Origin of the sequence: Nonomuraea sp. NPDC048826 (assembly GCF_043198225.1) — a bacterium.
Classification (GTDB): Bacteria; Actinomycetota; Actinomycetes; order Streptosporangiales; family Streptosporangiaceae; genus Nonomuraea.
The window spans coordinates 150698-175017 of sequence record NZ_JBICUQ010000001.1 but is presented as its reverse complement, the minus strand read 5'-3'; the positions used below and the strand labels follow the sequence as shown (position 1 = coordinate 175017).

The 24320-nt window shown below is 67.1% G+C and carries 31 protein-coding genes, 1 tRNA gene and 2 pseudogenes; 21 read left to right on the top strand and 13 right to left on the bottom strand.

Going from position 1 to position 24320, the window contains the following annotated elements; all coding sequences use genetic code 11:
* The first annotated feature begins 376 nt into the window (after nt 1-376).
* From ACGFI7_RS00980 to ACGFI7_RS00945, 8 genes are all read left to right on the top strand, one after another.
* Nucleotides 377-1792 carry a Rieske 2Fe-2S domain-containing protein gene (locus tag ACGFI7_RS00980; RefSeq protein WP_393397684.1) on the top strand — a complete coding sequence of 472 codons (1416 nt, stop codon included), beginning with the start codon at nt 377-379 and terminating at the stop codon, nt 1790-1792.
* Nucleotides 1789-2379 carry a 3-phenylpropionate/cinnamic acid dioxygenase subunit beta gene (locus ACGFI7_RS00975; RefSeq protein ID WP_393397682.1) on the top strand — a complete coding sequence of 197 codons (591 nt, stop codon included), beginning with the start codon at nt 1789-1791 and terminating at the stop codon, nt 2377-2379. Before ACGFI7_RS00980 ends, ACGFI7_RS00975 begins: the two co-directional genes overlap by 4 nt.
* Nucleotides 2376-2684 (top strand): hypothetical protein, encoded by a 309-nt coding sequence (locus tag ACGFI7_RS00970; RefSeq protein WP_393397680.1) that lies wholly within the window; start codon nt 2376-2378, stop codon nt 2682-2684. The genes ACGFI7_RS00975 and ACGFI7_RS00970 overlap by 4 nt, the downstream gene beginning before the upstream one ends.
* Entirely contained in the window at nt 2681-3463 is a 783-nt protein-coding gene (gene hcaB, locus ACGFI7_RS00965) for a 3-(cis-5,6-dihydroxycyclohexa-1,3-dien-1-yl)propanoate dehydrogenase (protein WP_393397678.1), read from the top strand. The genes ACGFI7_RS00970 and hcaB overlap by 4 nt, the downstream gene beginning before the upstream one ends.
* 31 nt (nt 3464-3494) lie before the next feature.
* On the top strand, nt 3495-3692 hold the full coding sequence (locus ACGFI7_RS00960) for a ferredoxin (protein WP_393397676.1): 198 nt from the start codon (nt 3495-3497) through the stop codon (nt 3690-3692).
* Nucleotides 3689-4894 carry an NAD(P)/FAD-dependent oxidoreductase gene (locus tag ACGFI7_RS00955; RefSeq protein WP_393397674.1) on the top strand — a complete coding sequence of 402 codons (1206 nt, stop codon included), beginning with the start codon at nt 3689-3691 and terminating at the stop codon, nt 4892-4894. The genes ACGFI7_RS00960 and ACGFI7_RS00955 overlap by 4 nt, the downstream gene beginning before the upstream one ends.
* Before the next feature lie 112 nt (nt 4895-5006).
* Nucleotides 5007-5477, top strand: coding sequence for a hemerythrin domain-containing protein (locus ACGFI7_RS00950; protein WP_393397672.1), 471 nt, complete (start codon nt 5007-5009; stop codon nt 5475-5477).
* An 84-nt stretch (nt 5478-5561) separates the two neighbouring features.
* Nucleotides 5562-6140: a hypothetical protein gene (locus tag ACGFI7_RS00945; RefSeq protein ID WP_393397670.1), complete on the top strand. Its 579-nt coding sequence runs from the start codon at nt 5562-5564 to the stop codon at nt 6138-6140.
* Between the two features lie 72 nt (nt 6141-6212).
* Here ACGFI7_RS00945 and ACGFI7_RS00940 read toward each other — a convergent pair whose 3' ends face one another.
* The 3 genes from ACGFI7_RS00940 to ACGFI7_RS00930 form a co-directional block, all read right to left on the bottom strand.
* Nucleotides 6213-6563 (bottom strand): CPCC family cysteine-rich protein, encoded by a 351-nt coding sequence (locus ACGFI7_RS00940; protein ID WP_393397668.1) that lies wholly within the window; start codon nt 6561-6563, stop codon nt 6213-6215.
* Between the two features lie 71 nt (nt 6564-6634).
* Nucleotides 6635-7279, bottom strand: a complete 645-nt coding sequence (locus ACGFI7_RS00935) for an NADPH-dependent F420 reductase (protein ID WP_393397666.1) — start codon at nt 7277-7279, stop codon at nt 6635-6637.
* Nucleotides 7276-8130 (bottom strand): MBL fold metallo-hydrolase, encoded by an 855-nt coding sequence (locus ACGFI7_RS00930; protein WP_393397664.1) that lies wholly within the window; start codon nt 8128-8130, stop codon nt 7276-7278. The genes ACGFI7_RS00935 and ACGFI7_RS00930 overlap by 4 nt, the downstream gene beginning before the upstream one ends.
* A gap of 110 nt (nt 8131-8240) precedes the next feature.
* Between ACGFI7_RS00930 and ACGFI7_RS00925 the strand changes: the two genes are divergently transcribed.
* The gene (locus tag ACGFI7_RS00925; protein ID WP_393397662.1) at nt 8241-8567 is read left to right on the top strand and encodes a winged helix-turn-helix transcriptional regulator; all 327 of its coding nucleotides are present in this window, start codon (nt 8241-8243) and stop codon (nt 8565-8567) included.
* A 393-nt stretch (nt 8568-8960) separates the two neighbouring features.
* On the opposite strand, the gene ACGFI7_RS00920 is transcribed toward ACGFI7_RS00925, so the two are convergent.
* Nucleotides 8961-9347: a MerR family transcriptional regulator gene (locus ACGFI7_RS00920; protein ID WP_393397660.1), complete on the bottom strand. Its 387-nt coding sequence runs from the start codon at nt 9345-9347 to the stop codon at nt 8961-8963.
* A gap of 87 nt (nt 9348-9434) precedes the next feature.
* Here ACGFI7_RS00920 and ACGFI7_RS00915 point away from each other — a divergent pair, with 87 nt between their 5' ends.
* The gene (locus ACGFI7_RS00915) at nt 9435-10328 is read left to right on the top strand and encodes an NmrA family NAD(P)-binding protein (protein ID WP_393397658.1); all 894 of its coding nucleotides are present in this window, start codon (nt 9435-9437) and stop codon (nt 10326-10328) included.
* 666 nt (nt 10329-10994) lie between these two features.
* Here the strand turns inward: ACGFI7_RS00915 and ACGFI7_RS00910 are convergent.
* On the bottom strand, nt 10995-11222 hold the full coding sequence (locus tag ACGFI7_RS00910; protein WP_393397656.1) for a hypothetical protein: 228 nt from the start codon (nt 11220-11222) through the stop codon (nt 10995-10997).
* 365 nt (nt 11223-11587) lie between these two features.
* Between ACGFI7_RS00910 and ACGFI7_RS00905 the strand changes: the two genes are divergently transcribed.
* The 5 genes from ACGFI7_RS00905 (at nt 11588) to ACGFI7_RS00885 (ending at nt 13999) form a co-directional block, all read left to right on the top strand.
* Nucleotides 11588-11869, top strand: coding sequence for a hypothetical protein (locus tag ACGFI7_RS00905; protein ID WP_393397654.1), 282 nt, complete (start codon nt 11588-11590; stop codon nt 11867-11869).
* Between the two features lie 139 nt (nt 11870-12008).
* Entirely contained in the window at nt 12009-12500 is a 492-nt protein-coding gene (locus ACGFI7_RS00900; RefSeq protein ID WP_393397651.1) for an SRPBCC family protein, read from the top strand.
* A 163-nt stretch (nt 12501-12663) separates the two neighbouring features.
* Nucleotides 12664-13092, top strand: a complete 429-nt coding sequence (locus tag ACGFI7_RS00895; RefSeq protein ID WP_393397649.1) for a DUF6086 family protein — start codon at nt 12664-12666, stop codon at nt 13090-13092.
* Nucleotides 13093-13189: 97 nt separating this feature from the next.
* Nucleotides 13190-13636, top strand: a complete 447-nt coding sequence (locus ACGFI7_RS00890) for a hypothetical protein (protein WP_393397648.1) — start codon at nt 13190-13192, stop codon at nt 13634-13636.
* A gap of 15 nt (nt 13637-13651) precedes the next feature.
* Nucleotides 13652-13999, top strand: a complete 348-nt coding sequence (locus ACGFI7_RS00885) for a GRAM domain-containing protein (protein ID WP_393397646.1) — start codon at nt 13652-13654, stop codon at nt 13997-13999.
* A gap of 51 nt (nt 14000-14050) precedes the next feature.
* Here ACGFI7_RS00885 and ACGFI7_RS00880 read toward each other — a convergent pair whose 3' ends face one another.
* The 6 genes and pseudogenes from ACGFI7_RS00880 to ACGFI7_RS00855 form a co-directional block, all read right to left on the bottom strand.
* Nucleotides 14051-14746: a class I SAM-dependent methyltransferase gene (locus ACGFI7_RS00880; RefSeq protein ID WP_393397644.1), complete on the bottom strand. Its 696-nt coding sequence runs from the start codon at nt 14744-14746 to the stop codon at nt 14051-14053.
* A gap of 162 nt (nt 14747-14908) precedes the next feature.
* Nucleotides 14909-15517: a histidine phosphatase family protein gene (locus tag ACGFI7_RS00875; RefSeq protein ID WP_393397642.1), complete on the bottom strand. Its 609-nt coding sequence runs from the start codon at nt 15515-15517 to the stop codon at nt 14909-14911.
* Between the two features lie 465 nt (nt 15518-15982).
* Nucleotides 15983-16312, bottom strand: coding sequence for a helix-turn-helix domain-containing protein (locus ACGFI7_RS00870; RefSeq protein ID WP_393397640.1), 330 nt, complete (start codon nt 16310-16312; stop codon nt 15983-15985).
* Nucleotides 16309-16713 carry a hypothetical protein gene (locus ACGFI7_RS00865; RefSeq protein WP_393397638.1) on the bottom strand — a complete coding sequence of 135 codons (405 nt, stop codon included), beginning with the start codon at nt 16711-16713 and terminating at the stop codon, nt 16309-16311. Before ACGFI7_RS00865 ends, ACGFI7_RS00870 begins: the two co-directional genes overlap by 4 nt.
* Before the next feature lie 657 nt (nt 16714-17370).
* Nucleotides 17371-17610 (bottom strand): annotated as a pseudogene (locus ACGFI7_RS00860) (transposase); the annotation flags it as partial.
* A gap of 74 nt (nt 17611-17684) precedes the next feature.
* Nucleotides 17685-18448, bottom strand: a pseudogene (locus ACGFI7_RS00855) (transposase family protein).
* 375 nt (nt 18449-18823) lie between these two features.
* Here ACGFI7_RS00855 and ACGFI7_RS00850 point away from each other — a divergent pair.
* From ACGFI7_RS00850 to ACGFI7_RS00840, 3 genes are all read left to right on the top strand, one after another.
* Nucleotides 18824-19783 carry a hypothetical protein gene (locus tag ACGFI7_RS00850; protein WP_393397636.1) on the top strand — a complete coding sequence of 320 codons (960 nt, stop codon included), beginning with the start codon at nt 18824-18826 and terminating at the stop codon, nt 19781-19783.
* Nucleotides 19784-19921: 138 nt separating this feature from the next.
* The gene (locus ACGFI7_RS00845; RefSeq protein WP_393397634.1) at nt 19922-20176 is read left to right on the top strand and encodes a CopG family transcriptional regulator; all 255 of its coding nucleotides are present in this window, start codon (nt 19922-19924) and stop codon (nt 20174-20176) included.
* Nucleotides 20173-20586 carry a type II toxin-antitoxin system VapC family toxin gene (locus ACGFI7_RS00840; RefSeq protein ID WP_393397632.1) on the top strand — a complete coding sequence of 138 codons (414 nt, stop codon included), beginning with the start codon at nt 20173-20175 and terminating at the stop codon, nt 20584-20586. The genes ACGFI7_RS00845 and ACGFI7_RS00840 overlap by 4 nt, the downstream gene beginning before the upstream one ends.
* A gap of 302 nt (nt 20587-20888) precedes the next feature.
* Here the strand turns inward: ACGFI7_RS00840 and ACGFI7_RS00835 are convergent.
* Nucleotides 20889-20959 (bottom strand) — tRNA-Gly (locus ACGFI7_RS00835).
* A gap of 101 nt (nt 20960-21060) precedes the next feature.
* Between ACGFI7_RS00835 and dcd the strand changes: the two genes are divergently transcribed.
* The 3 genes from dcd to ACGFI7_RS00820 all read left to right on the top strand — a co-directional run bounded on the left by dcd (nt 21061) and on the right by ACGFI7_RS00820 (nt 23422).
* Nucleotides 21061-21636, top strand: a complete 576-nt coding sequence (gene dcd, locus ACGFI7_RS00830) for a dCTP deaminase (protein ID WP_393397630.1) — start codon at nt 21061-21063, stop codon at nt 21634-21636.
* A 158-nt stretch (nt 21637-21794) separates the two neighbouring features.
* Nucleotides 21795-22412, top strand: a complete 618-nt coding sequence (locus ACGFI7_RS00825; RefSeq protein ID WP_393397628.1) for a DUF47 domain-containing protein — start codon at nt 21795-21797, stop codon at nt 22410-22412.
* Between the two features lie 5 nt (nt 22413-22417).
* Nucleotides 22418-23422 (top strand): anion permease, encoded by a 1005-nt coding sequence (locus ACGFI7_RS00820; protein WP_393397626.1) that lies wholly within the window; start codon nt 22418-22420, stop codon nt 23420-23422.
* On the opposite strand, the gene mshD is transcribed toward ACGFI7_RS00820, so the two are convergent.
* Nucleotides 23355-24317 carry a mycothiol synthase gene (gene mshD, locus ACGFI7_RS00815; protein WP_393397624.1) on the bottom strand — a complete coding sequence of 321 codons (963 nt, stop codon included), beginning with the start codon at nt 24315-24317 and terminating at the stop codon, nt 23355-23357. The genes ACGFI7_RS00820 and mshD overlap by 68 nt on opposite strands.
* Nucleotides 24318-24320 lie beyond the last annotated feature (3 nt).

Sequence of the window (24320 nt, the reverse complement as noted above, 5' to 3'; positions counted from 1 at the left end):
GTTCCTTTGGGCCGCCCCGGCTGCTGCTTGTCCGCCATTCTCGTCCGGGGGCGCGGTGCTCTCGCGAGCCGTTTCCCCCGCCCTCCTCTCACGTGTGTGCGGTCGTCCCGCACACGGGTCGTCAGTGCACGTTCTTGCAGCATCCCGACACGGAAGTGGCCGCCCCCCGCCACCTCATCAGGCCGAGAACCGCCGAGCCACCGGCCGACAGATTCTCATGTGCAGAGGATATCTCTGAAACGGCGACGGGCGACGTGCTTCCGCGGGCGCCGCCGCGCCGGGACGGGGCCGAAGTTCGCGGCACGGCTTGCCGTTCTACTCTTATATGTAGAGAATGCCTCTGATAGACAGAACTAGGAACTGAGGCTCATCCACCATGCGTGATCATGGAACCGTCCTCGACGACGTCAGACGCGGGATGACTCCCGCCCACATCTACAACGACCGCGAGATCTTCGAGCTGGAGAGGGAGCGGCTGTTCAGCCGGGCGTGGATGTTCGTGGGGCACGAGTCGGAGGTGCCCGAGCCGGGCGACTACGTCGTGCGCCGCGTGCTGGAGGACTCCTTCATCGTCGCCCGCGGCAACGACGGCGACGTCAGGGTCATGTTCAACATGTGCCTGCACCGGGGCATGCAGGTGTGCCGCGCGGAGATGGGCAACGCCACGCACTTCCGCTGCCCGTACCACGGATGGTCCTACCGCAACGACGGCCGGATCGTCGGCCTGCCCTTCCACAAGGAGGCGTACGGCGGCGAGGCGGGCTTCCGCCGCAAGGGCCAGGCCCTGCTGCCGGCGCCCGCGCTCGACACCTACAACGGGCTGATCTTCATCAGCCTGGACCCCGACGCGCCGCCGCTCCGGGAGTATCTCGGCGACTTCACGTTCTATCTGGACTACTACACCAAGCAGTCGGCGAGCGGCATCGAGCTGCGGGGGCCACAGCGCTGGCGGGTCAAGGCCAACTGGAAGATCGGCGCCGAGAACTTCGCCGGCGACATGTACCACACGCCGCAGACCCACGCGAGCGTCGTGGAGATCGGCCTCTTCCGTGAGCCCAAGGCGGAGAAGCGCAAGGACGGCTGCACCTACTGGGCCGGACGCGGCGGCGGCACCACGTACAAGCTGCCCCCGGGCACCCTCGACGAGCGGCTCCGGTACGTCGGATACCCGGACGCCATGATCGAGCGGATGAAGGCGAACTGGTCGCCGGAGCAGCTGGCGGTGATCGGCGACAACGGCTTCATGATCTCCGCGGCGTCGGTGTTCCCCAACCTCAGTTTCGTGCACAACTGGCCGAAGATCGAGGACTCCGACGACGTGCTCCCGTTCATCTCGATCCGCCAGTGGCAGCCGATCAGCGCGGACGAGACCGAGGTGCTGTCGTGGTTCGCCGTGGACAAGGAGGCGCCCGAGGAGTTCAAGGCCCTCTCCTACAAGGCCTACCTCATGTGCTTCGGCAGCACCGGGATGTTCGAGCAGGACGACGTGGAGAACTGGGTCTCGCTCACCACCACGGCCGCCGGGTCGATGGCGCGGCGGCTGCTGCTCAACAACCGGATGGGCCTGCACTCCGACGACAGCCCCGTGGTCCCTCCCCTGACGCCCGACGAGTTCGCCGGCCCCGGGGTGGCCAGGGTCGGCTACGGCGAGCACAACCAGCGGTCCCTGCTCAGGGACTGGGCCGACCATCTGGAACGCCCCGCCGTCCGCCACGCCCCCGTCGAGGTCGGCACGCCCACCTCGCCGCGCCTCGCCACCGATGACGACGACCTTCAGGAGGCCGGTCGGTGAACCCCCACCACATCCGCGTCGACTCCCGCCAGTCGCCCCTCGGCAAGCACGCCTCGACCACGACCCGGGTGGGCCGCTCGCTCGCCTTCGACGACGCCCGGCACCTCACCGCCCACCGCTGGCTGGTCGACGAGGCCTATCTCCTCGACGAGCAGGACTACCCGGCCTGGCTGGACCTGATGACCGAGGACATCCACTACTACATGCCGGTGAAGGTGACCACGGCGCTGGGCGCCGGGTACGACACCGCCCCCGGCATGGCCCACTTCGACGAGAACCGATACTCCCTGCGCCAAAGAGTGGCCCGGTTCGCCACCGAGCACGCCTGGACCGAGGACCCGCCGTCCCGGCTCCGTCACTTCGTCACCAACGTGCGGACCTTCGCCACCGACCGGGACGACGAACTCGTCGTCGAGTCGGCCGTACTCCTGTTCCGCAGCCGAGGCGACGTCGGCGAGTCCGCCCTCGTCTCGGCGGGCCGCGAGGACCTGCTGCGACGGTGTGACGGCGCGTGGAAGCTGGCCCGCAGGCTGATCTCCGCCGACGAGTCGGTGATCCGCATGCAGAACCTGGCGATCTTCCTGTGAGCGGCCTGACCTGGGAGGGCGAGACGGAAGACCGCCGCGCCGCGGAAGCGGCCGCCGAGCGGCGGCAGCGCCTCCTCGACAACGCGGTCGGCGACCCCCTCGTGATCGCCAACGAGTTCGCCGAGATCCACGTCGTGTGCGTGCGCACCAGGAACGGCACGCGCCTGCTGATCGACTCCCCGAAGACCGGCCAGTGGATCACCCTCGACCCGCTCGAACTCGAAGCCCTGACCTGGCAGAACACGGCGACGCTGTCCGCCATGGTGGGGCATCCGTTCAGCCCGCTGCTGGCGGACACCCCATGACCGGCTGGATGGACGGCCAGCGCGCGCTCGTCGTCGGCGGCGGATCCGGGATCGGCCGCGCCGTCGTCGCCGCCTTCCTGTCGGAAGGCGCCCGAGTCGCCGTGCTCGAACGCGACCCGGCCAAGGCCGGCCTGCTCGCGACGGAGCTGCCCGACGTGCCCGTGACCGTCGGGGACGCGACCGTTCCCGCCGACAACCAGGCCGCGGTACGCGACGCGGTCCACCAGTTCGGCGGCCTCGACGTCCTGGTCAGCTGCGTCGGGATCTTCGACTTCTACCGGGGGCTGACGGACCTCGACGCGGACGAGATCGACGACGCCTTCGACGAGATCTTCGCCGTCAACGTCAAGAGCAACCTCCACGCGGTGAAGGCCGCACTGCCCGAGCTCCGCAAGACGCGCGGCTCGGTGATCCTGACCGAGTCGACCTCCGCCTACTACCCCGGACGCGGCGGCGTGCTGTACGTCAGCTCGAAACACGCCGTACGCGGCCTCGTCACCGCGCTGGCCCACGAACTCGCGCCCGACATCCGGGTCAACGCGGTCGCGCCCGGCGGAACCATGAACACCGACCTGCGTGGCCTTTCCACCCTCGGCCTGAACGACCGACGGCTGAACGACACGCCGGGCCGGGCGGCCGAACTCGCCGGACGGGTCCCCCTGGGCATCGCCATGTCGGGGACGGACCACGCCTGGAGCTACGTCTACCTGGCCTCCCGGCGAGCCCGGGGCGTCACCGGGGACGTCGCCCATTCCGACGGCGGCATCCGCATCAGGTGACGGACGACCTTCTTCCCTAGGAGTGATACACGTGGCAGCCGTAGAAGCCGACCTGGAAGCGTGCCAGGGCTACGCCAACTGCGTCGTCGGCGCCGACCGCTACTTCGACATCGACGACGACGGGGTCGTCGTGCTCCTCAGGACCGAGGTGCCGGACGAGGACCGCAGGCGCGTCGAGGAGGCGGTGCGCAGCTGCCCGGTCTCCGCGCTCAGGGTGACCGGCGCATGACACGCGTCCTGATCGTCGGGGCCTCCGTCGCGGGCGTCCGCACGGCGCAGGCACTGCGCGCCGACGGGTACGCGGGCGAGATCGTCCTCGTCGACCTGGAGGCGGAGGCGCCCTACGACAAGCCGCCGCTCAGCAAGGCCCTGCTGACCGGTGCCGCGACCCCGGACGGCATCCGCCTGCTGACCCCGGACCAGGCCGCCGCGGCCCGCATCGACCTGCGTCTCGGCCTCCGCGCCGTCGGTCTCGATCCGGAGGCCCGCGTGGTCTCCTTCGACGACGGAACCTCGATCGGCTACGACCAGGTCGTGGTCGCCACCGGCGGCGTGGCCCGCCGCCCGCCGTGGAACGACGACGTGCACGTCGTCCGCACCCTGGCCGACGCGGTCGCCCTGCGTCGCGACCTCGCCGCCGGCGGCCCCCTGGTGGTGATCGGCGCCGGCTTCGTCGGGGCCGAGATCGCCTCCACAGGACGCCGGCTCGGCCTCGACGTCACGCTGATCGACCCCCTGCCGCTCCCCCTGAGCAGGGCCTTGAGCCCCGACGTCGCCCGGGCGGTGCTGTCTCTGCACGAGGCCGCGGGCGTCCGATGCCTGATGGACGCCGGGGTGTCCGGCGTCTCGGGGACCAAGGGGCGGCTGACGGTGACCCTGGACGACGGCACCGACCTCCCGGCCGCGACCGTGGTCGCCGGCATCGGCGCCGCCGCCAACGACGCCTGGCTGGCCACGTCGGGCCTCAAGCTCGACGACGGCCTGGTCTGCGACGAGTACGGCCGAGCCCTCGGGACGACCGACGTCTACGCGGTCGGCGACGTCGCCCGCCGGCTCGACCTCGTACGAGGACGGTACGTCCGCGCCGAACACTGGACCAACGCGGTCGACCAGGCCGCCTGCGTCGCCCACAACCTCCTCGACCCGGAGGCGCCGCGCCCGTACCAGCCCGTCGACTACGTCTGGAGCGACCAGCACCACTGGAAGATCCAGGTGATCGGCGACGCCTCCGGCCCCACGGCCACCACCGTGCTGGGCGACCCGGCGGCCGCTCGGGGGTTCGCGGCCCTCTACGCGGACGACCGCGACCGGCTCCGCGGCGCCGTGGTCGTCAACTGGCCCCGAGCCCTGGTGCAGGTGCGTAAGGGGATGCGCGAAGGCGTCGCCTGGCGGGACCTCGAATCCCGCCTGCCCGCCGGAGCGATGAGGTGATCTTTACGGTATCCTGGTGTCAGCGTCGCGTGCCGGTGGCAGACCGTGTCAGGCATGGAGGCGCCGGATCGAAGGAGCTCGACGATGCCCTCGTCACATCCTTCAGTCTTCCGTGACTGACCGCGAAACCACCAGGCTGATCGCCTGGAGCCACGAACTGCGCCGCGTGCACGCCCGCCTGCGCGACGCCCTGGCCATCACCCGCGCCGCCCTCGACGACGGCGCCCCGGGCGAGAGCGCCACCCGCGACCTGCTGCTCTACTGCCACGGCTTCTGCACCGCACTCGACGGACACCACCAGGGCGAAGACCGCACACTCTTCCCCGCCATCGAAGCCGCCCACCCCCACCTCGCCCCCGTCCTGCGCCGCCTCGAACAGGACCACTCCATGCTCGCCTACCTGCTCTCCGGCCTCCGCACCGCGGTCGAACGCTCGGCCACACCAGCCGAACTCGACCGTCACCTGGAGGGCATCGCGGCTCTCATGGAGAACCACTTCCGCTACGAGGAACGACAACTCCTCACCGTCCTGGAAACCCTGGAACTGAACATCGGCACAGAAGAGGCCCTGGGCCCGATCTGACCCATGACCACGGCTCCACGAACGCCGGCGGAGCGGGCGGTGTTCACGGCCCATGCGAAGGATCCCGGACCGAGGAGTGAACCCGTGAGCAGGGAACTGGCGGCCGACCCGGCAGCTCTCCGACGCGCCGCCAACGATCAACCGGCAAGCGCGGCCGGAGCGTGGGCCGGTGGGACTGCCTCTGTTGAGGGGTTCCTCCGGTGGGTCGTCGCCGATCTCGACCGCATGCCGGCGTTGAGCGTTCTTGGGGTCGAGTTCGGGCATTACGGCTCCGGATACGCGTCCTACGTCGATGTCTTCATCACCAGGCGCGACGGATCGACGCGCCGTTCCGAGAACGGCTGGACCGACGTCGAAGGGTTGCCCCTGGCACTGTGCCGACTCGCCCCGCTGGCGGCACTCTTCACGTGCGACATCCGGTCGTCGGGGCCCGACGGCGCCGGCAGTCGCGGCCTGCCGCAGCTGTCGCTGGTCACGGATACCGCTCTTCCGGGATGGGAGGAGGAGCATCGGCAGATCGGCCAGGTGCTGGAACGGCACGACATCGCCTTGCTCGACTCCCAGGTCCTCGGCTTGCCGTTGGAGGCCGGACTTCAGGTGGAGACCTTTCTCGGCAACCCGCCGTACAACGTTTTCGACGCTTGGTTCCACTGGATGGACTGATGAATCGGCCCCGGCCGGCGGAGGTCCACGCTGCCGGGTGGGCGCTGGTTGCCTTCCTCCGGGTCGTTGCCGTCACAGGTTCAGCGGCGGCAGCCCGTGCAGATCGCGGTAGCGCCGCCGGGCCACGGTCAAGCTGTCCGACCCGTTGGGGCCACCGATGACGACATCGGCGTTGTGATCATCCTGGCCGTCGTCCTCCCAATCGCATTCCTTGCAATACCCCAAGCCACCTCGGTACCGAAGGGTGGGGTGGAAGCAGCACGGGCACGTGTACGGCTGATCGCGTGGCGGTAGGTTCAGGCGGTCTCCGCCCTGCTCCGCCATCACGGACAAGACCCATCGCTTGCGCTGGCGGATCTCCTCGATACTGGGGTGGGTCACATCCCGCATGATGCCGTACGGAACGGCGGCGGTCGCGCTCACAGGATCCACGGGGCATCGAAGCCTCCATAAGATCCACCGATCCGATGTCGGTATGGGCGGCCGAAGTCACGTCAGCGCAGGATCGCGACGTTGAAGTCCGAGGTCTGCAGGGTGCTGCTGAGGGATATCCACAGCAGTACCAGAGGCTCCACGCCGCGGGCGGCGGACAACCCGCCGAGGTCGAGGATCTGCCGATCGGCCCAGCCGAACGACTTCAGCAGATCCGCGACCTCCACCTTGGCCGCCTGGTCGTCTCCGCACACGAACACGTTGTGCGGCCCCGGGACCTGCGCCGGGTCGGTCATCAGGGTGTGGTGCATCGTGTTGAGCGTCTTGACGATGCGGGTGCGAGGGAAGGCTTGCTGCAGTTGCTCGGCGACGCTCCCCGCCGCGGGCACGACCAGCCGGGGCGGGAAGCCGTACGAGAAGTCCAGCGGGTTGGACACGTCCACCACGATCTTGCCGTCGAGGTTGGCGGTCCCCGCGGCGTTCAGGGCGGCGAGTGCCACGAGCCCGCCGGTGGCGTTGACGACGAGTTCGCTGTGGGCGGCGGCGCCGGCGAAGGTGTCGTGGTTCCCTTGGTGTTCGCGCGCCCAGGCGGCGGCGACCGGATTGTCCGCCGTGCGGGAGCCGAGTGTCACCTGGTGGCCGAGTTCGGCGAGCTTGGAGGCGAGCCGGCGGCCGACCTCTCCCGTGCCCAGGACTCCGATCTTCACGGCCGCGTCCCTCGCTCCGGTGCGCGGTCCTCGGCGGCCAGTTCGGCGGCGACGGCGTCCGCGCCGAGCCCGACCAGCCAGTCCAGCCGCGCGTCAGGCGAGAATCGCGCCATGGTCCGCGTGAGCTCCTGCTTGTCGTCGTCGGTGAGACCGTTGGCCCCGCGGGCGAGCCGTCTGATCGTTTCCCGGTACATCATCAGATACCGGCGTTGCGCGTCCAGCATGGACGCGTCGCCGGACGGCCCGTGACCGGGGAACAGCCGCACCCCTCGCAGGTCGCGAGCGATCCGGTCGAGGGCCGCCAGCCAGTGCCCGGAGTGGCCGTCGCTCAGGTACGCGTGCATCGACCCGAATGCCAGATCCCCGATGAACGCGGCGCGCCGGCCGCCGCCCCCGACCACGATGCAGGAGTCGGCGTGGCTCTCGGCCGGGCCGAGGTCGCGCACGGTCACCCGCAGGCCTCCGACGTCGACGCCGTCGCCGCTTGCGAGCAGGTGCTCAGGCACCCGGTAGCGGTCGGGCCACTGGTCGCCGTACACAGGCTGCCATTGCTCCCGCTTCGCGTCGGCGCTCTGTTCGATCTCCTTGGCGACCGCCGCGGTGGCGTACACCGGGACGTCTTCGGGCACCACGTACGGCAGCCCGTTGAAGTGGTCGGGGTGCGGATGGGTCACGAAAGCGGCCAGCAGCGGCTTGCGCAGCGCGGCGAGGCGGGCGGCCAGGGCCTCGGCATCGGCCACCAGCAGGTTCGCGTCGATCAGCACGACGCCGTCGTCCGTCTCCAGCAGGTAGCTGTTGGCGAAGATCCCTGGCTCTGCGGCGGTGTAGACATGACACTGAAAGTCCGTCATGGGTGGATGTCTCTCTTCCGTACGTTCGCGGTGCTGTCGAACGTACGGGCCGGGACGCCCGCCTCCCAGAAGGCACTTCGAAGTGCCCTTACCTCTGGCCGGAGGCGCCCGTGGACCTGGTGATCCCTGACGTGCTGGAGGAGTCGTGCGCCACCCGCCAGGCATTGGAACGGCTCGCGGCCAAGTGGCGGATCCTGCTGATCTACGCCCTGATGGACGGCCCGCAGCGTCCCGCTCGGCTACGCCACCGCTTGCCCGGTATCACCCAGAAGGTGCTGACCGAGACGCTGCGCGGCATGGAGGCGGACGGGCTCATCACCCGTGACGTGTACAAGGAGACCGCGCCGCAGCACGTCGAGTACGCCCTCACCGATCTCGGCAAGTCCCTGCAGGAACCCCTCGCGGCCATCTGCGCCTGGGCCGTCGAACACGCCTGACCCTTGCCACCCGGCGTGCCGGGCGCCCGCTCGGTTCGGTGCGGGAGCCGCCCGTTCCAGGGCTGTAGAGTCGTTCTCCTCTCTAGAGACCGAAGCCTGCGGTTTCGGTCCTTCGGCGGACGACGAGACCGGCGCATGCGCTTCTCTCAGAGCCAGGAGCAGCGTCTTCTTCTCCGCGTGGCTGTTCGCCCCTCTCGGATGCACGTTGCTGGGATCGTTGATCTCGCTGATTCCCCGACGGCGACTCAGAGCGCGCGTAGTGGCGCTCTGGCTTCTGCCGCTATGGCCGCTGGCGATCGGGGCGGGCACAGTGCTGGCCAACGCACTCTATGGCTGAACGACCCGCTCAGCTGGACGCGGCCGCCTTTCCCTCGCTTCTGGATCGCAGGCCGGTCACGCCTGGCGGGCTCGGTCTGAACGGGTCGCACCGTCCCAGCACGCGGCGTCGATCACCTCGTCGAGCAGGCGCAGCGACGCCTGACGCTCCTCGATCTCGGCGACCAGCCGGCCCCGCACCGCCTCGAGCTCTCCGGTCAGTTCGCCGGACAACACGACCCCGTTGGCGTCACGGCACGCCGCCGGCAGGACCTCGGCGACCTTGGCGCTCGACAGCCCCGCCGCGTACAGCAGCTGGATGCAGCTGACCACGTCCACGGCCGCCTCGGTGTATTCGCGGTACCCGTTGGCCGTCCGCGCCGGCACCAGGAGGTCCTGCTCCTCGTAGTAGCGCAGCGCCCGCACGCTCACACCGGTGCGCCGCGCCAGCTCACCGATCCGCATGCCGGTGATCCTAGGCGCTTGACCCTCACGCTGACGTGAGGCCTTACGTTCCCTTCCGAAGACCCCGCACCCGAAGATGGAGGAGACATGGCACCGGCGACCGTTCTCGTCATGGGGGCCACCGGAGCGATCGGCTCCGCACTCGTCGACAAGCTTCTTCCCGATCACCGCAAGGGACTCCTGCGCCTGGTGGTCACCACCCGCCGTCCGGACGCAGCGGACAGGTTACGGAAGGAGGGAGTCGACGTACGTCGTCTTGATCTGGACGAGGCCGAGACCGGAGGGCTGCAGGCGGTACGACCGGCGTTCGCGGGCGTCGACCGGCTGATGCTGATCACGGGTTACGACGTGAGGATGCTGGCCCAGTCCAAGGCGGCCGTGGACGCGGCGAAGGCCGAAGGCGTCTCCTATGTGACCCATGTCGGGGTGTCGGCGACCGAGGACACCACCATCGTCCATTTCGCGTGGCACCAGCTCGTGGAGGCCTACATCGAACGCTCGTCCCTGCGTTACACGCACCTGCGGCCCGCCGCCTTCATGCAGAACCTGCGGCTGAGCGTCACCGCGCCGGGCGTTCTCCGGCACTTCGTCGGTGAGGCGCGGCCGAACTGGGTGGACGTCACGGACATCGCCGAGGTCGCGGCCACCGTACTGTGCGATCCGGAACCACACGCTGGGCGCGCGTACGACCTGGCCTCCGAGTCCGCGTCGCTCAGGGAGATCACCGAACTGCTGGGGAAGGCCACCGGACGGCCGTGGCGGTACGAGCCGGCGGAACCGCAGGCGTTCTACGAAAGCATGGTCGCGGCCGGGGCCGACCCCGTCTACATGGCATGCGTCCGCAACGTCTTCGAGCGCACCCGCAACGGCTCCCTGGACGAACCAGACGACATCTTCACGACGATCGAGGCGGTGACAGGTCGCCCGGCGACCTCCATGCAGGAATTCGTGCGGAGAAACCACGACCTGTTCTCCGGCTGACCAGTGCCCCAGGCTCGGGACGCACATCCCGACCTGGGCCGGTGGCGTTGTCGGCCGGAACATCACCTTCGCGTCATGGCTCGCGGAGTCGATCGGCCGCGACTTCGCCGATCCCTTCTATGACGGCTACTTCGAGATCTCGCCCCTCGGGAGCACGGTGAGCACCATCGGAGAACAGAATGAACCGTGCATGTGGTCGCCACCCGTCTGGGTGAAAGGCAAGAAGGCCGGCGTCTGGGCGCGCCGTCATCAATCCGATCACTGACGCGTTGGCTTCGTAAGCGGGTACGGGTCCGCCATGGGAGGTGCGCTCCCGCCAAGATCTGACCCGAGGCGATCAAGCCTGGCGGCCATGCATGGCTGCCCGCTCGCGTCGCGCGTGAGAACGGCCGCCTCCTCTTGCCGACCCTCGCGGCGGCGCTGCTCATCACGGACGGGCTCTCCGGACGCGCGGCAGGTCGGCGGCCGGGGCCGTACGGCGGCATGCTACGCCGTCGCTTGATCACTGCTCTGACGCCGGCAACGGAACCTGGCCCGTACGCCATCGCCTGCATGCTGCTCGGCCCAGAGGATCACCTCAGGAGCAGGCAGGCATACCGAAGAAAGGCCCGGCCGAGCTGGGCGGAGGAACGCTCGCGTTGCGTGCTTCTCTCTGTGGCGGGCGCCTCAGAGCCTGTACAGCTTGTTGAACGGTGTGGTGATTCGTTCCTGCCTCGATTTGAAATCGACGAGCACGGCGATCTCGTCTTCTACAGCGATCACGACACCGAGACCATACCGATCATGAGTCACTTGGTCGTTGACGCTGAACCGCTCGACAGGCGGAGCGGGAGGCGGAGGCTTGAAGGGGCTTGTGGGCAGGTGGCGATGGGACGCACCGCTGGCTTGTTTCATCCCCTCCAGTATGCGCTGTCCATGAGACCGCTCGCGATAGGGACCGCAGATCGTCTCAAACGATCAGAGCTCGTGTCTGCCTCAGCGTCCCGTGTCCGGGCCTTCGAGCGTGGAGCGGGTGACGGAAATCGCACCCGTGCGGTCAGCTCGGGAGTGCGTGGAGCACAATCCACCAGGGTGCTGAGCTGCGTGGAAGGCCGGTCCTGAGTGACGGTGCCTGACCCCTCGTTACCGCCCTTGATGGCCCGCCGATCAACCTGCGCGCGACACGCACCGGCCGTTCGGTGCCGCCGACCCGCCCCATGGGAGCAGGGCCACGCGGCGATCACCGCCGAAGGCCGCAGCCTGGAGGGATGATGAGTGCTGTGCCCGACCTGCTGTGGGATGACGTGAAGGCCCTCTTCGACCCTGAGGTCAACGGAGCGTTGCCTGACGTGGTTGTGGAGGGAACGGCTCTCGAGGACTGGCAGGTCCTGCTGGATCTCGTCCGGGAGCAGGGCTGGCAGTACGCCTACTCGGTGAGCGGCGAGCCGATGGAGCCTCCTCCGGCTGCTGACATAACGATCAGCCCACGACCATCCCGGCGCCAGGGTGCCCTGCCGACGGCATTGCGCTCACCCCTTCCGAAAATATTGGCGATCTCCTAGCATCGGACGTTGCACGATAACCTGTTCGAACTTATCCCCCGGCTTCGCCTCTTGATCTATGTCGATCTGCTTCATATTCGAAAGAAGGCGTGGCTGTCAGCGTAAAACCCGTTCCTTCAGGAACCTGGAGCGCTCCGCCATGAAGTACACCGTCTCGATCGAGATCGCCCGGCCGCGGGAGCAGGTGGCTCAACTGCTCGCCGACCCGGCACACATGCCGAAGTGGCTACGGGGTCTTGTGCTGCACGAGCCGCTGAACGGGGTGCACGGACATGTCGGCACCAAGTCGCGGATCGTGATGGAGATGGGGCAGCAGAAAATGGAGGCCACCGAGACCATCACGCGCCGAGAACCGGAAGACCTGCACGGGATCCCGAAAGAAAGCGTCGTCCACTTCGAACGCGAAATCGTCGGCAAGGGCATGTGGAACGCCGCGCGCGAACGGCTGACCGAAGCCGGTCCGGAGACGACGCTCTGGGTGAGCGAGAACGAATACCGGTTCAGCAACCTGATGATGCGGCTGGTGGGGCTCCTGATGCCCGGCGCCTTCCGCAAGCAGTCACTTCAGCACATGCACGACTTCAAGGCCTTCGCCGAGCAGGGAAAGGACGTCCGCGAAGCGAAGGACTGATCTGCCGGCGGATGACGTCGCGACCGGAGCGGGTGCCACGCGCCGCGAGAAGGACGCAGGTCGCACACGCGGCGCGACCTTGCCTGATCATCGTAGACGTCAAGTCGGGGCGGCGCGCATCTCTGACGGCGAGGACGCCAGACCGTGGTGGAACGAGGAGAGCATGAGTCAGTATTTCCAGGCTGGCGATCAAGTCCTCTGGAACCCCTCCAACGGAGTCGCAGGTCTATTCATACGATCAGCGGAGGCTCTGGCCCCCGAGACGGGATTACCGACAGGGCTCGGCCCCATGGAGAGCGACGAATGTCAGGTCGACCTGGCCACCTTCGCCGCTTTCGTGAGTGCGCTCATCGGGCGTTACGAGCGTTCGAACCATCCGATCCTGCACTCACTCATGGAGGGCTTCATAGCGACGGCCCTGGTGCTCGCCGAGCGCGGTGGAGCAGAACTTCCTGCGCCCGATGCGAACGACGGCGACTGGAGGGACGTACAGGTGAGCGAGCATTTCACATGGTCAACCGGCGGCCCGATAGGCGATGCCGAGCGCTGGGCGGCCCTTTCGGCACAGCACGCTCGAGCCATGCCACGCTGATGCAGCGCGGCTGATCTACGCAGTTTCCGGAACCTGGTTCGAGCTCCGTTCGTTTTTCATGTCAACCACAGCGCTTCGGATGACCGGAGGAGCCAACGTGGACTGGGGCCGGTGGTGGCTGGTTGGCGGGTTACTAGCCATATGGCTGGTGGCGGCTTGGGACCTCCCCCGCTTGCCTCATTTGTGGCGCACCGGAATCCTGCGATTTCGAATGATGTCAGACCTGAACATCTTCCAAATGGATGTTCACCCAAGAAGCTTTCTGCCTCACGTGCTGTCGTGCAACTTTCTCACAGGCGGCCTCTTGGTTCTGGTGTCGGGAGTTATCTTCAGGATCACATGGATGGAGGTAGCGGGGTGGATCATCTTCGCTCTCACCCTGCCTGCGGCGCTGCTGCATGCGAGCGTGAACGCTTTCAACCGGCCTCGCCTGCTGGTGCCACCCCCATTGAGAGGTGAGCCGGGCTGGATGGCCGAGCTACGCGATCGACAAAGAGGTGAGGGAGCCGAGCGGGCATCGTTGAACGATCTGTTGGACGGCTAGGAGAAGCGACACGTCATGGGTGAACGAGACCTGATCAAGGTGTTCCAAAGCACGGATATCATCGTTACGCCCGGTGAGGTAGTGCTTCGCAAAGGTCACGCGAATCTGTGGCGCGGCCGAGAGGCCGTGGGCGGCCGGCTTTGGTTGACCAGTTCGTGGCTGGTCTTCCGTTCACACTCCATAAACGTCCAAACAGGCGTCTGGGCGTGGCCGCTGAAGGAGATCGTCTCGACGGCACCTGTCAACACACTCGCCATCGTGCCGAACGGCCTGGAAATCGGGTTGCGGAGTGAGGAACGAATCAGGTTCGTCGTCCACCGTCGTCGAGAATGGATGAATGCGATCGGGAAAGCGAAAGGCTGAGATCCTTTCCCGTTCGTGAGCAGAGACGGGCGCGCTGGTTCCGACAGGTGATCAGGGGTGCTGCAGTTTCACGGCGAGGAAGGACGGGGCTTGGTGAAGCCTGTCGTAGGTCGCTTCGTCGATCTTTCGCAAGGCGGCCGTGGGCCGGGGTTCGATCAGCTGCTCCAGCACGAACCCTGCGGCCAATAGCTCGCTTATGAAGGTCTCCAACGGCATGCGCTGGTAGTGGAGCGAATGCTTGCCACCTGCGACGGCCAAGTCACTCCAGTCATGGCTGAAGTACGAGCCCCCGAAGTGGTGCCAATCGGCTGTGGGGTGGGTGGTCGAGATCAGGAGCCATCCACCTGGTCGTAGGACACGACGTAGTTCCCCCAGCAGCTGCTCACGATTCTTGATGTGGTGGAACACGAGGGCGCAGACCGCGCCGTCGAATGACGCGTCAGCGGCGAAGTCGAGCGGCTCGTCCAGATCGTGGAGGCGCAGTTCTGCTTGGCCGTTCACGCGTGCTCGTGCGTACCGGAGCAGCGTGGCGCTGCCCTCGATACCGACGACGTGGGCCCCGCGGGCCGTGAGCTCGGCTGCGTACTGGCCTGCCCCGCAGCCGACGTCCAGGATTCTGGCTCCGGAAACATCCCCGGCGAGTTGCAGCATCGCGGGGCGGTCGGTGTAGGCGTTGTAGGGGCTCGTATCGGCATGCTGGGCAAAGAAGTCGCCGAGTGCGTCGTCGTAAGCGGTCTTCTTGCGCATCAGGACATCATGGTTGTGGGCGCAAGTCGGACGCCATCGAGTTTCACCCGCATGGTTCGCCCTGGACCGCGACCTCCGCGTCGCCACTTCCGCCGCCACCCGCGACACCCCTCTGCGAGGCGGAAGCCGAGTAATGGTCCAGACCCCGTGGATCGATGTGAGTCAACCGGCCGCTGATGGCCACGCCTGGCAGTGCCAGGTGTGTCCGTCCCACTCGACGAGGAAGGGGCGGGCATGTGGAAGAGGCACGCCCCAGACGTGGTGACCGAGGGCGCAGAGGTGTCCGAGAGCGACGGTGAGGCTGGCGACGTGACCGACGACGGCGACGGTCTCGCCGGGATGCGTGCTGACGATTGTCTGGAGGGCTGCCGTCATACGGGCGACGACCTGGTGGCCCGTCTCTCCGTCCGCGACCCGTTGGCCGAGGTCCCGCTCGACGATCCAGGCGCGAAGCACTTGTGCTGTCCGGGTGCGGATCGCAGGGTCGCTGGTCCCCTCATGCCTGCCGATGCCGACTTCCACCAGCTCCGGTATCGCCTTGATGTCGAGGTCCGACAGAGCTGCGAGGTGCTTCGCGGTCTGCAGTGCCCGTAATGCCGTGCTGGAGTAGATCCTGGTGATCGGCTCGGCTGCGAGCGCGCCGGCCGCGTCGATGGCCTGGTGGTGACCGCGCTCCGTCAGTGGTGCGGTCGGAACGGCTCCCGCGGTGCCGGTGATGACGTTCTCGGACTCGGCATGGCGCAGGCACCAGAGGCGGACGCGGCCGTTCACGCGGCGAACCCCTGCACCCTCACGCAGTGCTCCTGGCTCTCCACGTCATCAAGCGGAGTGCAGCCGGGTGACGGGAATCGAACCCGCGCTGTCAGCCCATTGACCTTGAGTCCCGGTGACTCCCCGATGGACACTGCGAGAACGGGTACGCAGCGGGCACGGCTTACGGCCATTCGATGGACAAGGTAGACCTCACACTGCCGGTCCAGGACCACGTACGTGGCAAGGCCGCGCTCTCCGTGCGGGTGCGTAAGCATGTTCGCCCGGGGGTTCGCGGAGTTGTACGGGTCTCCGCTCCAAGAAGCGGTCTCCAGCAGCGCGAACAGATCCGCGAGCGGCCCCAGCGCGGGTGCGGGTAGCGCAGCGATCTGTCCCTCGGCTACGGGATCGATGATGAGCTTGTGCGCCTAGACATCGATCCCGCGAACAGCAAGGCCGGGCATCGCACATGATCATTGAGTGAGGCTATGCCACCTTGACCGAGTGGGGTCCGACGCTGATGGTGATGTCGAGATGCCCGCCCAATGCGACCGCATAGGCGCGAAGGGTCTCCAACTCCATGGCCTCGATGTTGCCGTTCTCGATCTGAGAGATCCGGGATTGGGATACGCCGAGGATCTGGGCGACCTCGGCTTGCGTCTTTCCGATGGCCTTGCGGAGCTCTCTGAGGTGGTGGCCGGCGATGTAGGCGTCGAGTTCAGCGCGAGCCCTGGCCTGACGTCCCGGATCCGCCAACTCGGGATTGCGGCGGCGCGCCTCGGCCTTGACATCCTGCCACCGGCGGGCGGTACTCATCGTTCGGCCTCCTTGTCTTGCTCCGCTCGGTCCGCCCACCCCCTCCAATCTGTCGGATTGGACAGGATGGTTCTTGTGAGCACGACCCTTTCAAGTCGCAGCAGATCCGACAGATAGCTGCTCGCCTGAAGCGTCTTGCGTAGCTCACCGGCCTGAATTGATGCCCTCAGGGCGGACGCTCTGATCTTTTCGGGGTCAACCAGATCGAGGAGGGCAACCAGGCCGCCGAGAAACTGCAGATACTTGCCGATTCGACCCCACCATGAAAGAGGCGACGGGCCCCATGTCGTGCTTGATCCCAGCGGGCCATACAGCCACTTGGACACCAGTTCTATGAGTCCAGATCGGACTATTAAGACATAAAGGACCATCAAGGTAAGGATCAGCAACAGCCTCCTCATGGAAGCATGATCAAGCGGCGTATGCCAATCATGCAGCCCTTCTCGAAGGCCGCGATGGCCACTTAAGTCGCCTCCCTTGCCTGACGCTGGCGTGGCCCGCGATTGCGCGTGTGAATCGCCCCGATGCTCCTATGTTTGTCAAGCGGCGACGCGAAGATCATTGCTTGTGGCGTTCGGGCTGGTGAGGACTTTGAGGAACTCTCGGGCGACGTAGCGTTCGAGGCAGCGGATGATCTCTGTTAGCGGTCATCAGAAAACCCAGGTCGGCGGCCACGGACAATCCTGGTAGGTGGCCACGGGCTCCAGGCAGACGGCCACTAAAATCCCGGCAGCCGGACCCATCCCCCGCTCCCCGTACCGGGTTCGGTTCCATGCGCTCGCCGGCGCGGCCCCGCTCAGCGTCTCAAGGTCCGGAAAGACCGTGCCCGATGCCGCGGGGCCGACGAAGGAGGCCCTGCGGCGCCGATCGCCCCCAGCCATGTACCGACACCAGCCACCGCATGGCGGATCGTAGGGCGTTCTGGCTGACCATCAGGATCGAAACCGCACCATCGACATGGTCGCCAGCCCAGCTTGCTGGTGACCGCGTACCGGGAGAACTCCTGTCCGTCTACCAGGATCGCCGTGTCCGTCTACCAGGAGAAACTCGTGTCCGTCCACAATCTCTTTCTTGGACTTGCCCTCGGCCGTGCGACGGGTGACGTAGGCGCGGGTACGGGGGCACCAGGCCATGCGAGCGAGCACGATGAGGTAGAGGGCACGGTTGGCCTGGCGGTCTCCTCCGCGCGAGAGCCGATGCCGCGTGGTCTTGCCGCTGGAGGCAGGAATCGGGGCGACGCCGCACAGGGCGGCGAAGGCCGCTGAGGAGGTGAGCCGGTCGGGGTTGTCGCCGCAGCTTCGCGAACGCCTGCACCAAGGCCGGGGCACGTTCATGCGACCCGTAAGACTTGCGCGTCCTTGACCCTTCATCCTCAGACGGCCTGGGCGACGCGGTGGTTCTGAAGGACGGCGATGGCCTTGCAGAGATGGCCGGCCTTGGACGGGCCGCAGCGTAGCTTGCGGAGGATCTTCCAGCTTTCAAGCTGGGCATTCGCGCGTTCGCCGGGTCCGCGGAGCTTGGCGTGGGCGCTTCTGGGAGGCGGGCTTCTTCTTGCCCTTGTGCGGGGTACGGACCGGGCCCTCGGCGTCCTGGTACGCCTTGTCGGCCAGGGTGATGATCCCGGCCTGCTCCAGCGCGCGCAGGATGCCCCAGATGCGGGCGGCGCTCAGGTCGTGAGCCTTGCCGGGTAATGCTCCCGAGGTCCACAGGATCGTTCCGTCCGGGGAGGCGATGACCTGGATGTTCATCCCATGCACGCGGTGCTTGCCGGAGAAGTACGGCCGGTCGGCGGCGATGCGGTCGATGCGGATCAGCGTGCCGTCCAGCACCAGGTAGTGCAGCCCGTCCCGCTTGGCTTTGCGCAGCGCCTGGCCGAGCTTGGGCGAGCGGGCCGACAGCAGCTTGACCGTCTCCTCCACATAGCGCCACGCGGTCGCCGTCGACACGCCGAAACCGGCTCCGAGTTCGGTGAACGTCTCGCCCTTGCGCAGGTAGACCAACACCAGCAACGCCTGCTGGCCGGGGTTGAGCCGCCGCCAGAGCGACCTCTTGGACTTACGGTGGCGCCCGGATCACCCCGGCGACGTAGTTCAGCGTCTGATGCGACAAATCGACGGCGGCACGATAGAACAGCATCCGGAGCCCCTGGTTACGACGGTGATGGTTGTGGTGATCAACCCGTCTACCAGGGGTTTTTTGCTTCCTCGGGCTAACGCCGCACTCGCGATCATGTTGTGATCAGCGGACCGCCGTCACGAGGATGAAAATGCTTCAGTAAGAAGGCCCAGTCGGGGATGTCCCTGAACTGGGCTTTCGCTTGTGGAGGTGACCGGAATCGAACCCGCGCTGTCAGCTCGGGAACTACATGGATCACCCCGTGTAGGGGCGCTGACCTGGGCTTCGGGCTGGTCATGAGTGACCGTGGTTGACCCTTCTCGCCCTGGCTAATGGCCCGTCGGTCACCGGCTCACCATGCGTACCTAGCAACACCGTTTCGAGGATGATGTCCCGATGGGAGAAATCCGCACATCGCACCGATTGGTGAAGCCCATCCACTTAGTCACGGCCGGTTTCGCCGTGGCGTCAGCCTGTACAGCGGCCGTCCTGATCTCACAGTTCACGAGCAAGTCACCGCCGGTGCCGTCCTCGTGCCCGCAACAGTGGAGCGGCCGCGCGCCTGGCGGTTGGGTGCCGGCGGCTGCTGGTATCGGCGGGGTCGAGGAGTCACTGGTGCCCGGCGACCCGATCCAGGCTCTGATCTGTGCCTACCCTGGGGACAACACACGGCCCGGAGGCGAACGGCTGGCCGGGTCCCGAACCTTGACGGATCAGGCGAGGGCGATGGCGCGTGATCTGAGCTACCTCCCGGTGACTGCCACAGCCGCCAAGCCCCTGTGCACGTTGATGGGCGGGCCGATGACGAACTATCTGATCCGGTTTGCCTATCCCAATGGGGAGGCACTGTGGGTGGGCACGGCTGAGGAGGTCAACTCCTGCGTGCAGACGACCAACGGCACGGCCCTCACTAACTCCTATGTCGGGAAAGGCATCACAGCCGCCTACCAGAAGGGGATCTGGCGGCTAGTGCAGCCAGAAGATCCGTGCCATGGATCCGTCGGGCGTCGGGGCCAGAACGAGCAGATGGTCCCCGAAGGACCCGGCAAGGTCCTGGTGTGCAGGCACGACCGATACGGCGTCCGATCTCCTCGGCTGGAGTACGGCGAGTCGGTGGCCGAAAACTTGGCCACGGCGCTGAACTCCCTTGAGACCACAACAAGCACGCACCAGTGCCAGGGAACGGGAGCCGGTCCTGATGATGAGTTCCGGCTGCTGTTCAACTACCGGGAAGGGCCACCCGCAGACGTGACCATAGTCACGAACTGCGAGCCGGCCATCGACAACGGACTGCTCCAAGCTGACCTTGACGGTAGCGTCCACGACCGGATCATCCGGCTTGCCCCACCTGCTTAGGCACTCGCCTGGCCTGAAAGGAACACACCTTCAACGCCCTTCGGCATGCGCCATCGGCCATCCAGAGCCGACGACGGTCCTACCGGCGCCCAAAGTGACCGCGGGATTCCCAGGAGGATCAGGGGTAGGATAAGGAGCATGAGCGAGCCTACCGGCAAGTATTCGATCACCATGCCACGCGACATCGCAAAGGCCGCCCGGTCCCGAAGCGGACCTTCTGGCTTGTCTGCCTACGTCACCGCCGCCGTCGCCCGCCAGATCGAGCGCGACAACCTCAACGAACTCATCCAGGTCGCCGAGGCCGAGCATGGCCCTATCACTGACGACGAGGTCCAGGCACTGCGCGACCAGCTCCGCCAGGCCCGGCAGGAACAAGCTCACGACGCCGCATGACCCGTTCTCCCGCCACTCCCGGCGGCACCCTCGTCCTCGACAGCGAGGGACTGGCCAAGGCCGTCCTGCGCGACCGTACGGCCACCGCATGGCTCGCTCTCGCGCGTGCCGACGACCTCCGCGTCATCACCTCTGCCGCCACCCTCGTCGAGGTGGTCCACCCCCGCATCAACCGGCCGGCCCTGGAGTGGACGCTATCCCGCCTCGTCGTCGAGCCGGTCACAGAGCCAATCGCCCGCCACGCCGCCCGACTCTTGTCCGACGCCGGCCTGCATGGACACAAGTACGCCATCGATGCCATGCTCTGCGCCACCGCCCTCGCTGCCCCTGGCCCCGTCACGGTCATTACCTCCGACCCCGAGGACCTCGCCGCTCTGTGCGGCGGACGCGTCACCGTCATCAAGGTCTGAGTCATGCTTCCCACCCTGCTTCGCTCAGATCACGTAGTCGCCAGCTTTGAGGACCCTGGTCATACGCCCGCAAGGGGACCGGTTCACGAAACCTGACCATGATCATCCGCGAAGCGGAGCGGGTATGGAACGCCCTACTGCTCGGCTAGGCCCGAAACCGGCACCCGTAGCGGCAATCGCGCCCTGAGACGAGAAGCCCGGGAGAAGAGGGTGGCACGCGGGGGGCTCGGGGGGTCGTCCCCCCGACCAGCACAAAAGCCCCGCCGAAGTTGACCAAAGGTCAACGAGCAGGGCTCGCCGAGAGCGGGTGACGGGAATCGAACCCGCGCTGTCAGCTTGGGAAGCTGATGTTCTGCCATTGAACTACACCCGCGTGCGACCCGAAGCCGCGAGCAACACTCTAGCGGAAACCTCGGCCACTTCACCAAGCCGAGCCGTCAACTTACCGGGGGCGCACCGGGTAGGTTGCTCATCGTGCTGCTATCTGACCGCGACATCCTCGCCGAGATCGACGCCGGCCGGCTGGCGTTGGACCCGTTCGATCGGGACATGGTCCAGCCGTCCAGCATCGACGTGCGGCTTGACCGTTTCTTCCGGGTGTTCGAGAACCACAGGTATCCGCACATCGATCCGTCGAGCGAGCAGCCGGATCTGACGCGGCTGGTGGAGCCTGACGGGGACGAGCCGTTCATCCTGCATCCGGGCGAGTTCGTGCTCGCCTCCTCATATGAAGTGATCACGTTGCCCGATCATCTGGCTTCGCGGCTGGAGGGCAAGAGCTCGCTGGGGCGTCTCGGGTTGCTGACGCATTCGACGGCCGGGTTCATCGATCCTGGGTTCAGCGGGCATGTCACGCTGGAGTTGTCCAACGTGGCGACGTTGCCGATCAAGCTGTGGCCGGGGATGAAGATCGGGCAGTTGTGCGTGTTCAGGCTGAGCTCGCCGGCCGAGTTCCCGTACGGGTCGGAGCGGTACGGGTCGCGTTACCAAGGGCAGCGCGGGCCGACGCCGTCGAGGTCGTTCCAGAACTTCCATCGGACAAAGGTGTAGCACCCGCCTGCGCGGCGATAAGGCGGTCAAAGTACTCTGGCCCCGGTGTCGTACAGCATACGGAGGGTAGCGACTAGGAGAAGGGGACATGAAGTTCGCATTTCACCTGGTAAGCCTTACCCTTTCCACGGACCATCCCCGCACATCTGGAGAACGACGTGCGCCTGCGGCTCACGCCACGTGAGGACAGCTACTATGACCTGTTCGCCGACTCGGCGAACAACCTGGTCACCGCGTCTCGCTTGCTCGTAGAGATCATCAGCGACGGATCGGACCGGGAGTCCCTGGCCGAGAAGATGCGGGCATGTGAGCACGCCGGGGATGAACGCACTCATGCGATCATGAACCGGCTCAACGAGAGTTTCATCACCCCGTTCGACCGCGAAGACATCTACCGTCTCGCCTCCAACCTCGACGATGTGATGGACGCCATGGAAGCGGCGTCCGACCTCATCGTGCTCTACCAGATCGACCACCTCCCCAAAGACGTGGTGCGCCAGGTGGAGGTGCTGGAGCGGGCGGCTGAGCTGACGGCGGAGGCGATGCCCCGGCTGCGGTCGATGAAGAACCTCAACGAGTACTGGATCGAGGTCAACCGCCTGGAGAACCAGGGCGACCAGATCTACCGCCGGCTGCTGGCCAAGCTCTTCAGCGGCGAGTACGACGCGCTCACCGTCATGAAGATGAAGGAGGTCATCGACGCCCTCGAGGAGGCGGCCGATGCCTTCGAGCACGTCGCCAATACCGTCGAGTCCATCGCGGTCAAGGAAAGCTAGGCCCGGTGGACCTCACGCTCGCCCTCGTCATCGGCGTGGTCGCGGTGGCGTTGATCTTCGACTACACCAACGGCTTCCACGACGCGGCGAACGCCATCGCGACCTCCGTCTCGACCCGCGCGCTGACCCCCAGGGCGGCGCTGTTCATGGCGGCGGCGATGAACTTCATCGGCGCCCACCTGGGCACCCAGGTCGCCCAGACGGTCGGCAAAGGCATCATCGACGCGCCTCAGGGCTCACACGGTCTGGTGATCGTGGCGTCGGGCCTGATCGGCGCCATCACCTGGAACCTCATCACCTGGTATTTCGGGCTTCCTTCCTCCTCCAGCCACGCGCTCATCGGCGGCCTGGTCGGGGCGGCGCTCGCGTCGGCCAGCGTGGTCCACTGGGACGGCGTGCTGGAGAAGGTGGTCATCCCCATGATCGTGTCGCCGCTCGTGGGGTTCACCCTCGCCGCGACGATCATGATCGCAATCTACTGGATCTTCCGTAACGCGCAACCCGGCAAGACGAACCGGGGCTTCCGCTACGCGCAGACGGTCTCGGCCGCGGCGATGGCGCTCGGTCACGGCCTGCAGGACGCGCAGAAGACCATGGGCGTGATCTTCCTGGCGCTGGTGGTCGGCGACTACGCGGCGCCGACCGACGAGATCCCGCAGTGGGTGATCCTGGCCGCGGCGGGCGCGATCTCGCTGGGCACGTACGCGGGCGGCTGGCGCATCATGCGCACGCTGGGCCGCCGCATCATCGCGCTCGACCCGCCGCAGGGCTTCGCCGCCGAGAGCGCGGCGGCGACGGTCCTGTACGGGGCGGCGATCGGGTTCGGCGCGCCCATCTCGACCACGCACACGATCACCTCGGCGATCATGGGCGTGGGTTCCACCAAGCGGCTGTCGGCCGTGCGGTGGGGGGTGGCGGGCAACATCGTGACCGCCTGGGTCCTCACGATCCCGGCTGCGGCTCTGGTCGCGGCTCTGTCGTACTACGCCCTGCACTGGGCGGTGGAGTAGCGGCGTACATGACGTCGACGTCCCAGCGGGCGAACCCGAGCGACTCGTACAGGCGGATGGCCGCCGTGTTGGTCTCGTCCACGTAGAGCATCGCCTGGGCGAGGCCACGCGAGCGCAGGTGGTCCAGGCCCGTCAGGGTGAGCGCCTTGCCCAGTCCGGTGCCCTGCTGGGAGGGGTCGACGCCGACCACGTACACCTCGCCGAGCGGCTCGTGGCCGTGCTCGTCGGAGCCGTGGATCTTGGTCCAGTGGAAGCCGACGAGCCGGTCGCCGCGGAAGGCGAGGAAGAACCCGGCGGGGTCGAACCACGGCTCGCTCTCGCGCCGCCGCAGGTCGTCCAGGGTCCAGGCGCCCTGCTCGGGGTGGTGGGCGAAGGCGGCGGCGTTCACCTTGAGCCACGCCTCCTCGTCCTGGCCGGGGATGAACGCGCGGAGCGTCACCCCGTCGGGCAGCGTGGCGGCGGGGATCGGGGCGTACAGAGAACGCCGCATCTGCCACAGCGAGCGGGCGCGGACGAACCCCAGCGACCCGGCCAGCGCCTCCGCGCCGGGGTGGCCGCCGTGCGCCCAGAGCCGCAGCCTGCCGCCGGTCAGGTCGAGCACGGCGCGCAGCAGCTCCTTGCCGTTGCCGCGGCCCCGCTGCGCCGGGTGGATGACCAGCTCGCCGCTGGGCCCCTCGACCTCGTCGGTGGGGTCGACGTGGGCGTAGCCGGCGAGCCCGTCGGCGTACAGCAGCACCGAGCGGGCACGCGGGTCGCCCCCGTAGCGCAGATGCAGCATCACGTGCTCGTTGAGCGGGCGAACCCGGTCGATCTCGGTCGCCGCTTCGACGAGACTCAGGACATCGGCGATTTCGTGGTCGTCCAGCCGTTCTCTGATCTTCACACGCGTACTCACAGC

Coding starts and splice junctions, on each gene's coding strand:
- ACGFI7_RS00895 (WP_393397649.1), top strand. CDS start 12,664: ATGAGTCAGTATTTCCAGGCTGGCGATCAAGTCCTCTGGAACCCCTCC.
- ACGFI7_RS00930 (WP_393397664.1), bottom strand. CDS start 8,130: ATGACGGACTTTCAGTGTCATGTCTACACCGCCGCAGAGCCAGGGATC.
- ACGFI7_RS00955 (WP_393397674.1), top strand. CDS start 3,689: ATGACACGCGTCCTGATCGTCGGGGCCTCCGTCGCGGGCGTCCGCACG.
- ACGFI7_RS00870 (WP_393397640.1), bottom strand. CDS start 16,312: ATGAGTACCGCCCGCCGGTGGCAGGATGTCAAGGCCGAGGCGCGCCGC.
- ACGFI7_RS00885 (WP_393397646.1), top strand. CDS start 13,652: ATGGGTGAACGAGACCTGATCAAGGTGTTCCAAAGCACGGATATCATC.
- ACGFI7_RS00980 (WP_393397684.1), top strand. CDS start 377: ATGCGTGATCATGGAACCGTCCTCGACGACGTCAGACGCGGGATGACT.
- ACGFI7_RS00920 (WP_393397660.1), bottom strand. CDS start 9,347: ATGCGGATCGGTGAGCTGGCGCGGCGCACCGGTGTGAGCGTGCGGGCG.
- hcaB (WP_393397678.1), top strand. CDS start 2,681: ATGACCGGCTGGATGGACGGCCAGCGCGCGCTCGTCGTCGGCGGCGGA.
- ACGFI7_RS00845 (WP_393397634.1), top strand. CDS start 19,922: ATGAGCGAGCCTACCGGCAAGTATTCGATCACCATGCCACGCGACATC.
- ACGFI7_RS00840 (WP_393397632.1), top strand. CDS start 20,173: ATGACCCGTTCTCCCGCCACTCCCGGCGGCACCCTCGTCCTCGACAGC.
- ACGFI7_RS00880 (WP_393397644.1), bottom strand. CDS start 14,746: ATGCGCAAGAAGACCGCTTACGACGACGCACTCGGCGACTTCTTTGCC.
- ACGFI7_RS00865 (WP_393397638.1), bottom strand. CDS start 16,713: ATGAGGAGGCTGTTGCTGATCCTTACCTTGATGGTCCTTTATGTCTTA.
- ACGFI7_RS00915 (WP_393397658.1), top strand. CDS start 9,435: ATGGCACCGGCGACCGTTCTCGTCATGGGGGCCACCGGAGCGATCGGC.
- ACGFI7_RS00900 (WP_393397651.1), top strand. CDS start 12,009: ATGAAGTACACCGTCTCGATCGAGATCGCCCGGCCGCGGGAGCAGGTG.
- ACGFI7_RS00910 (WP_393397656.1), bottom strand. CDS start 11,222: ATGAAACAAGCCAGCGGTGCGTCCCATCGCCACCTGCCCACAAGCCCC.
- ACGFI7_RS00850 (WP_393397636.1), top strand. CDS start 18,824: ATGGGAGAAATCCGCACATCGCACCGATTGGTGAAGCCCATCCACTTA.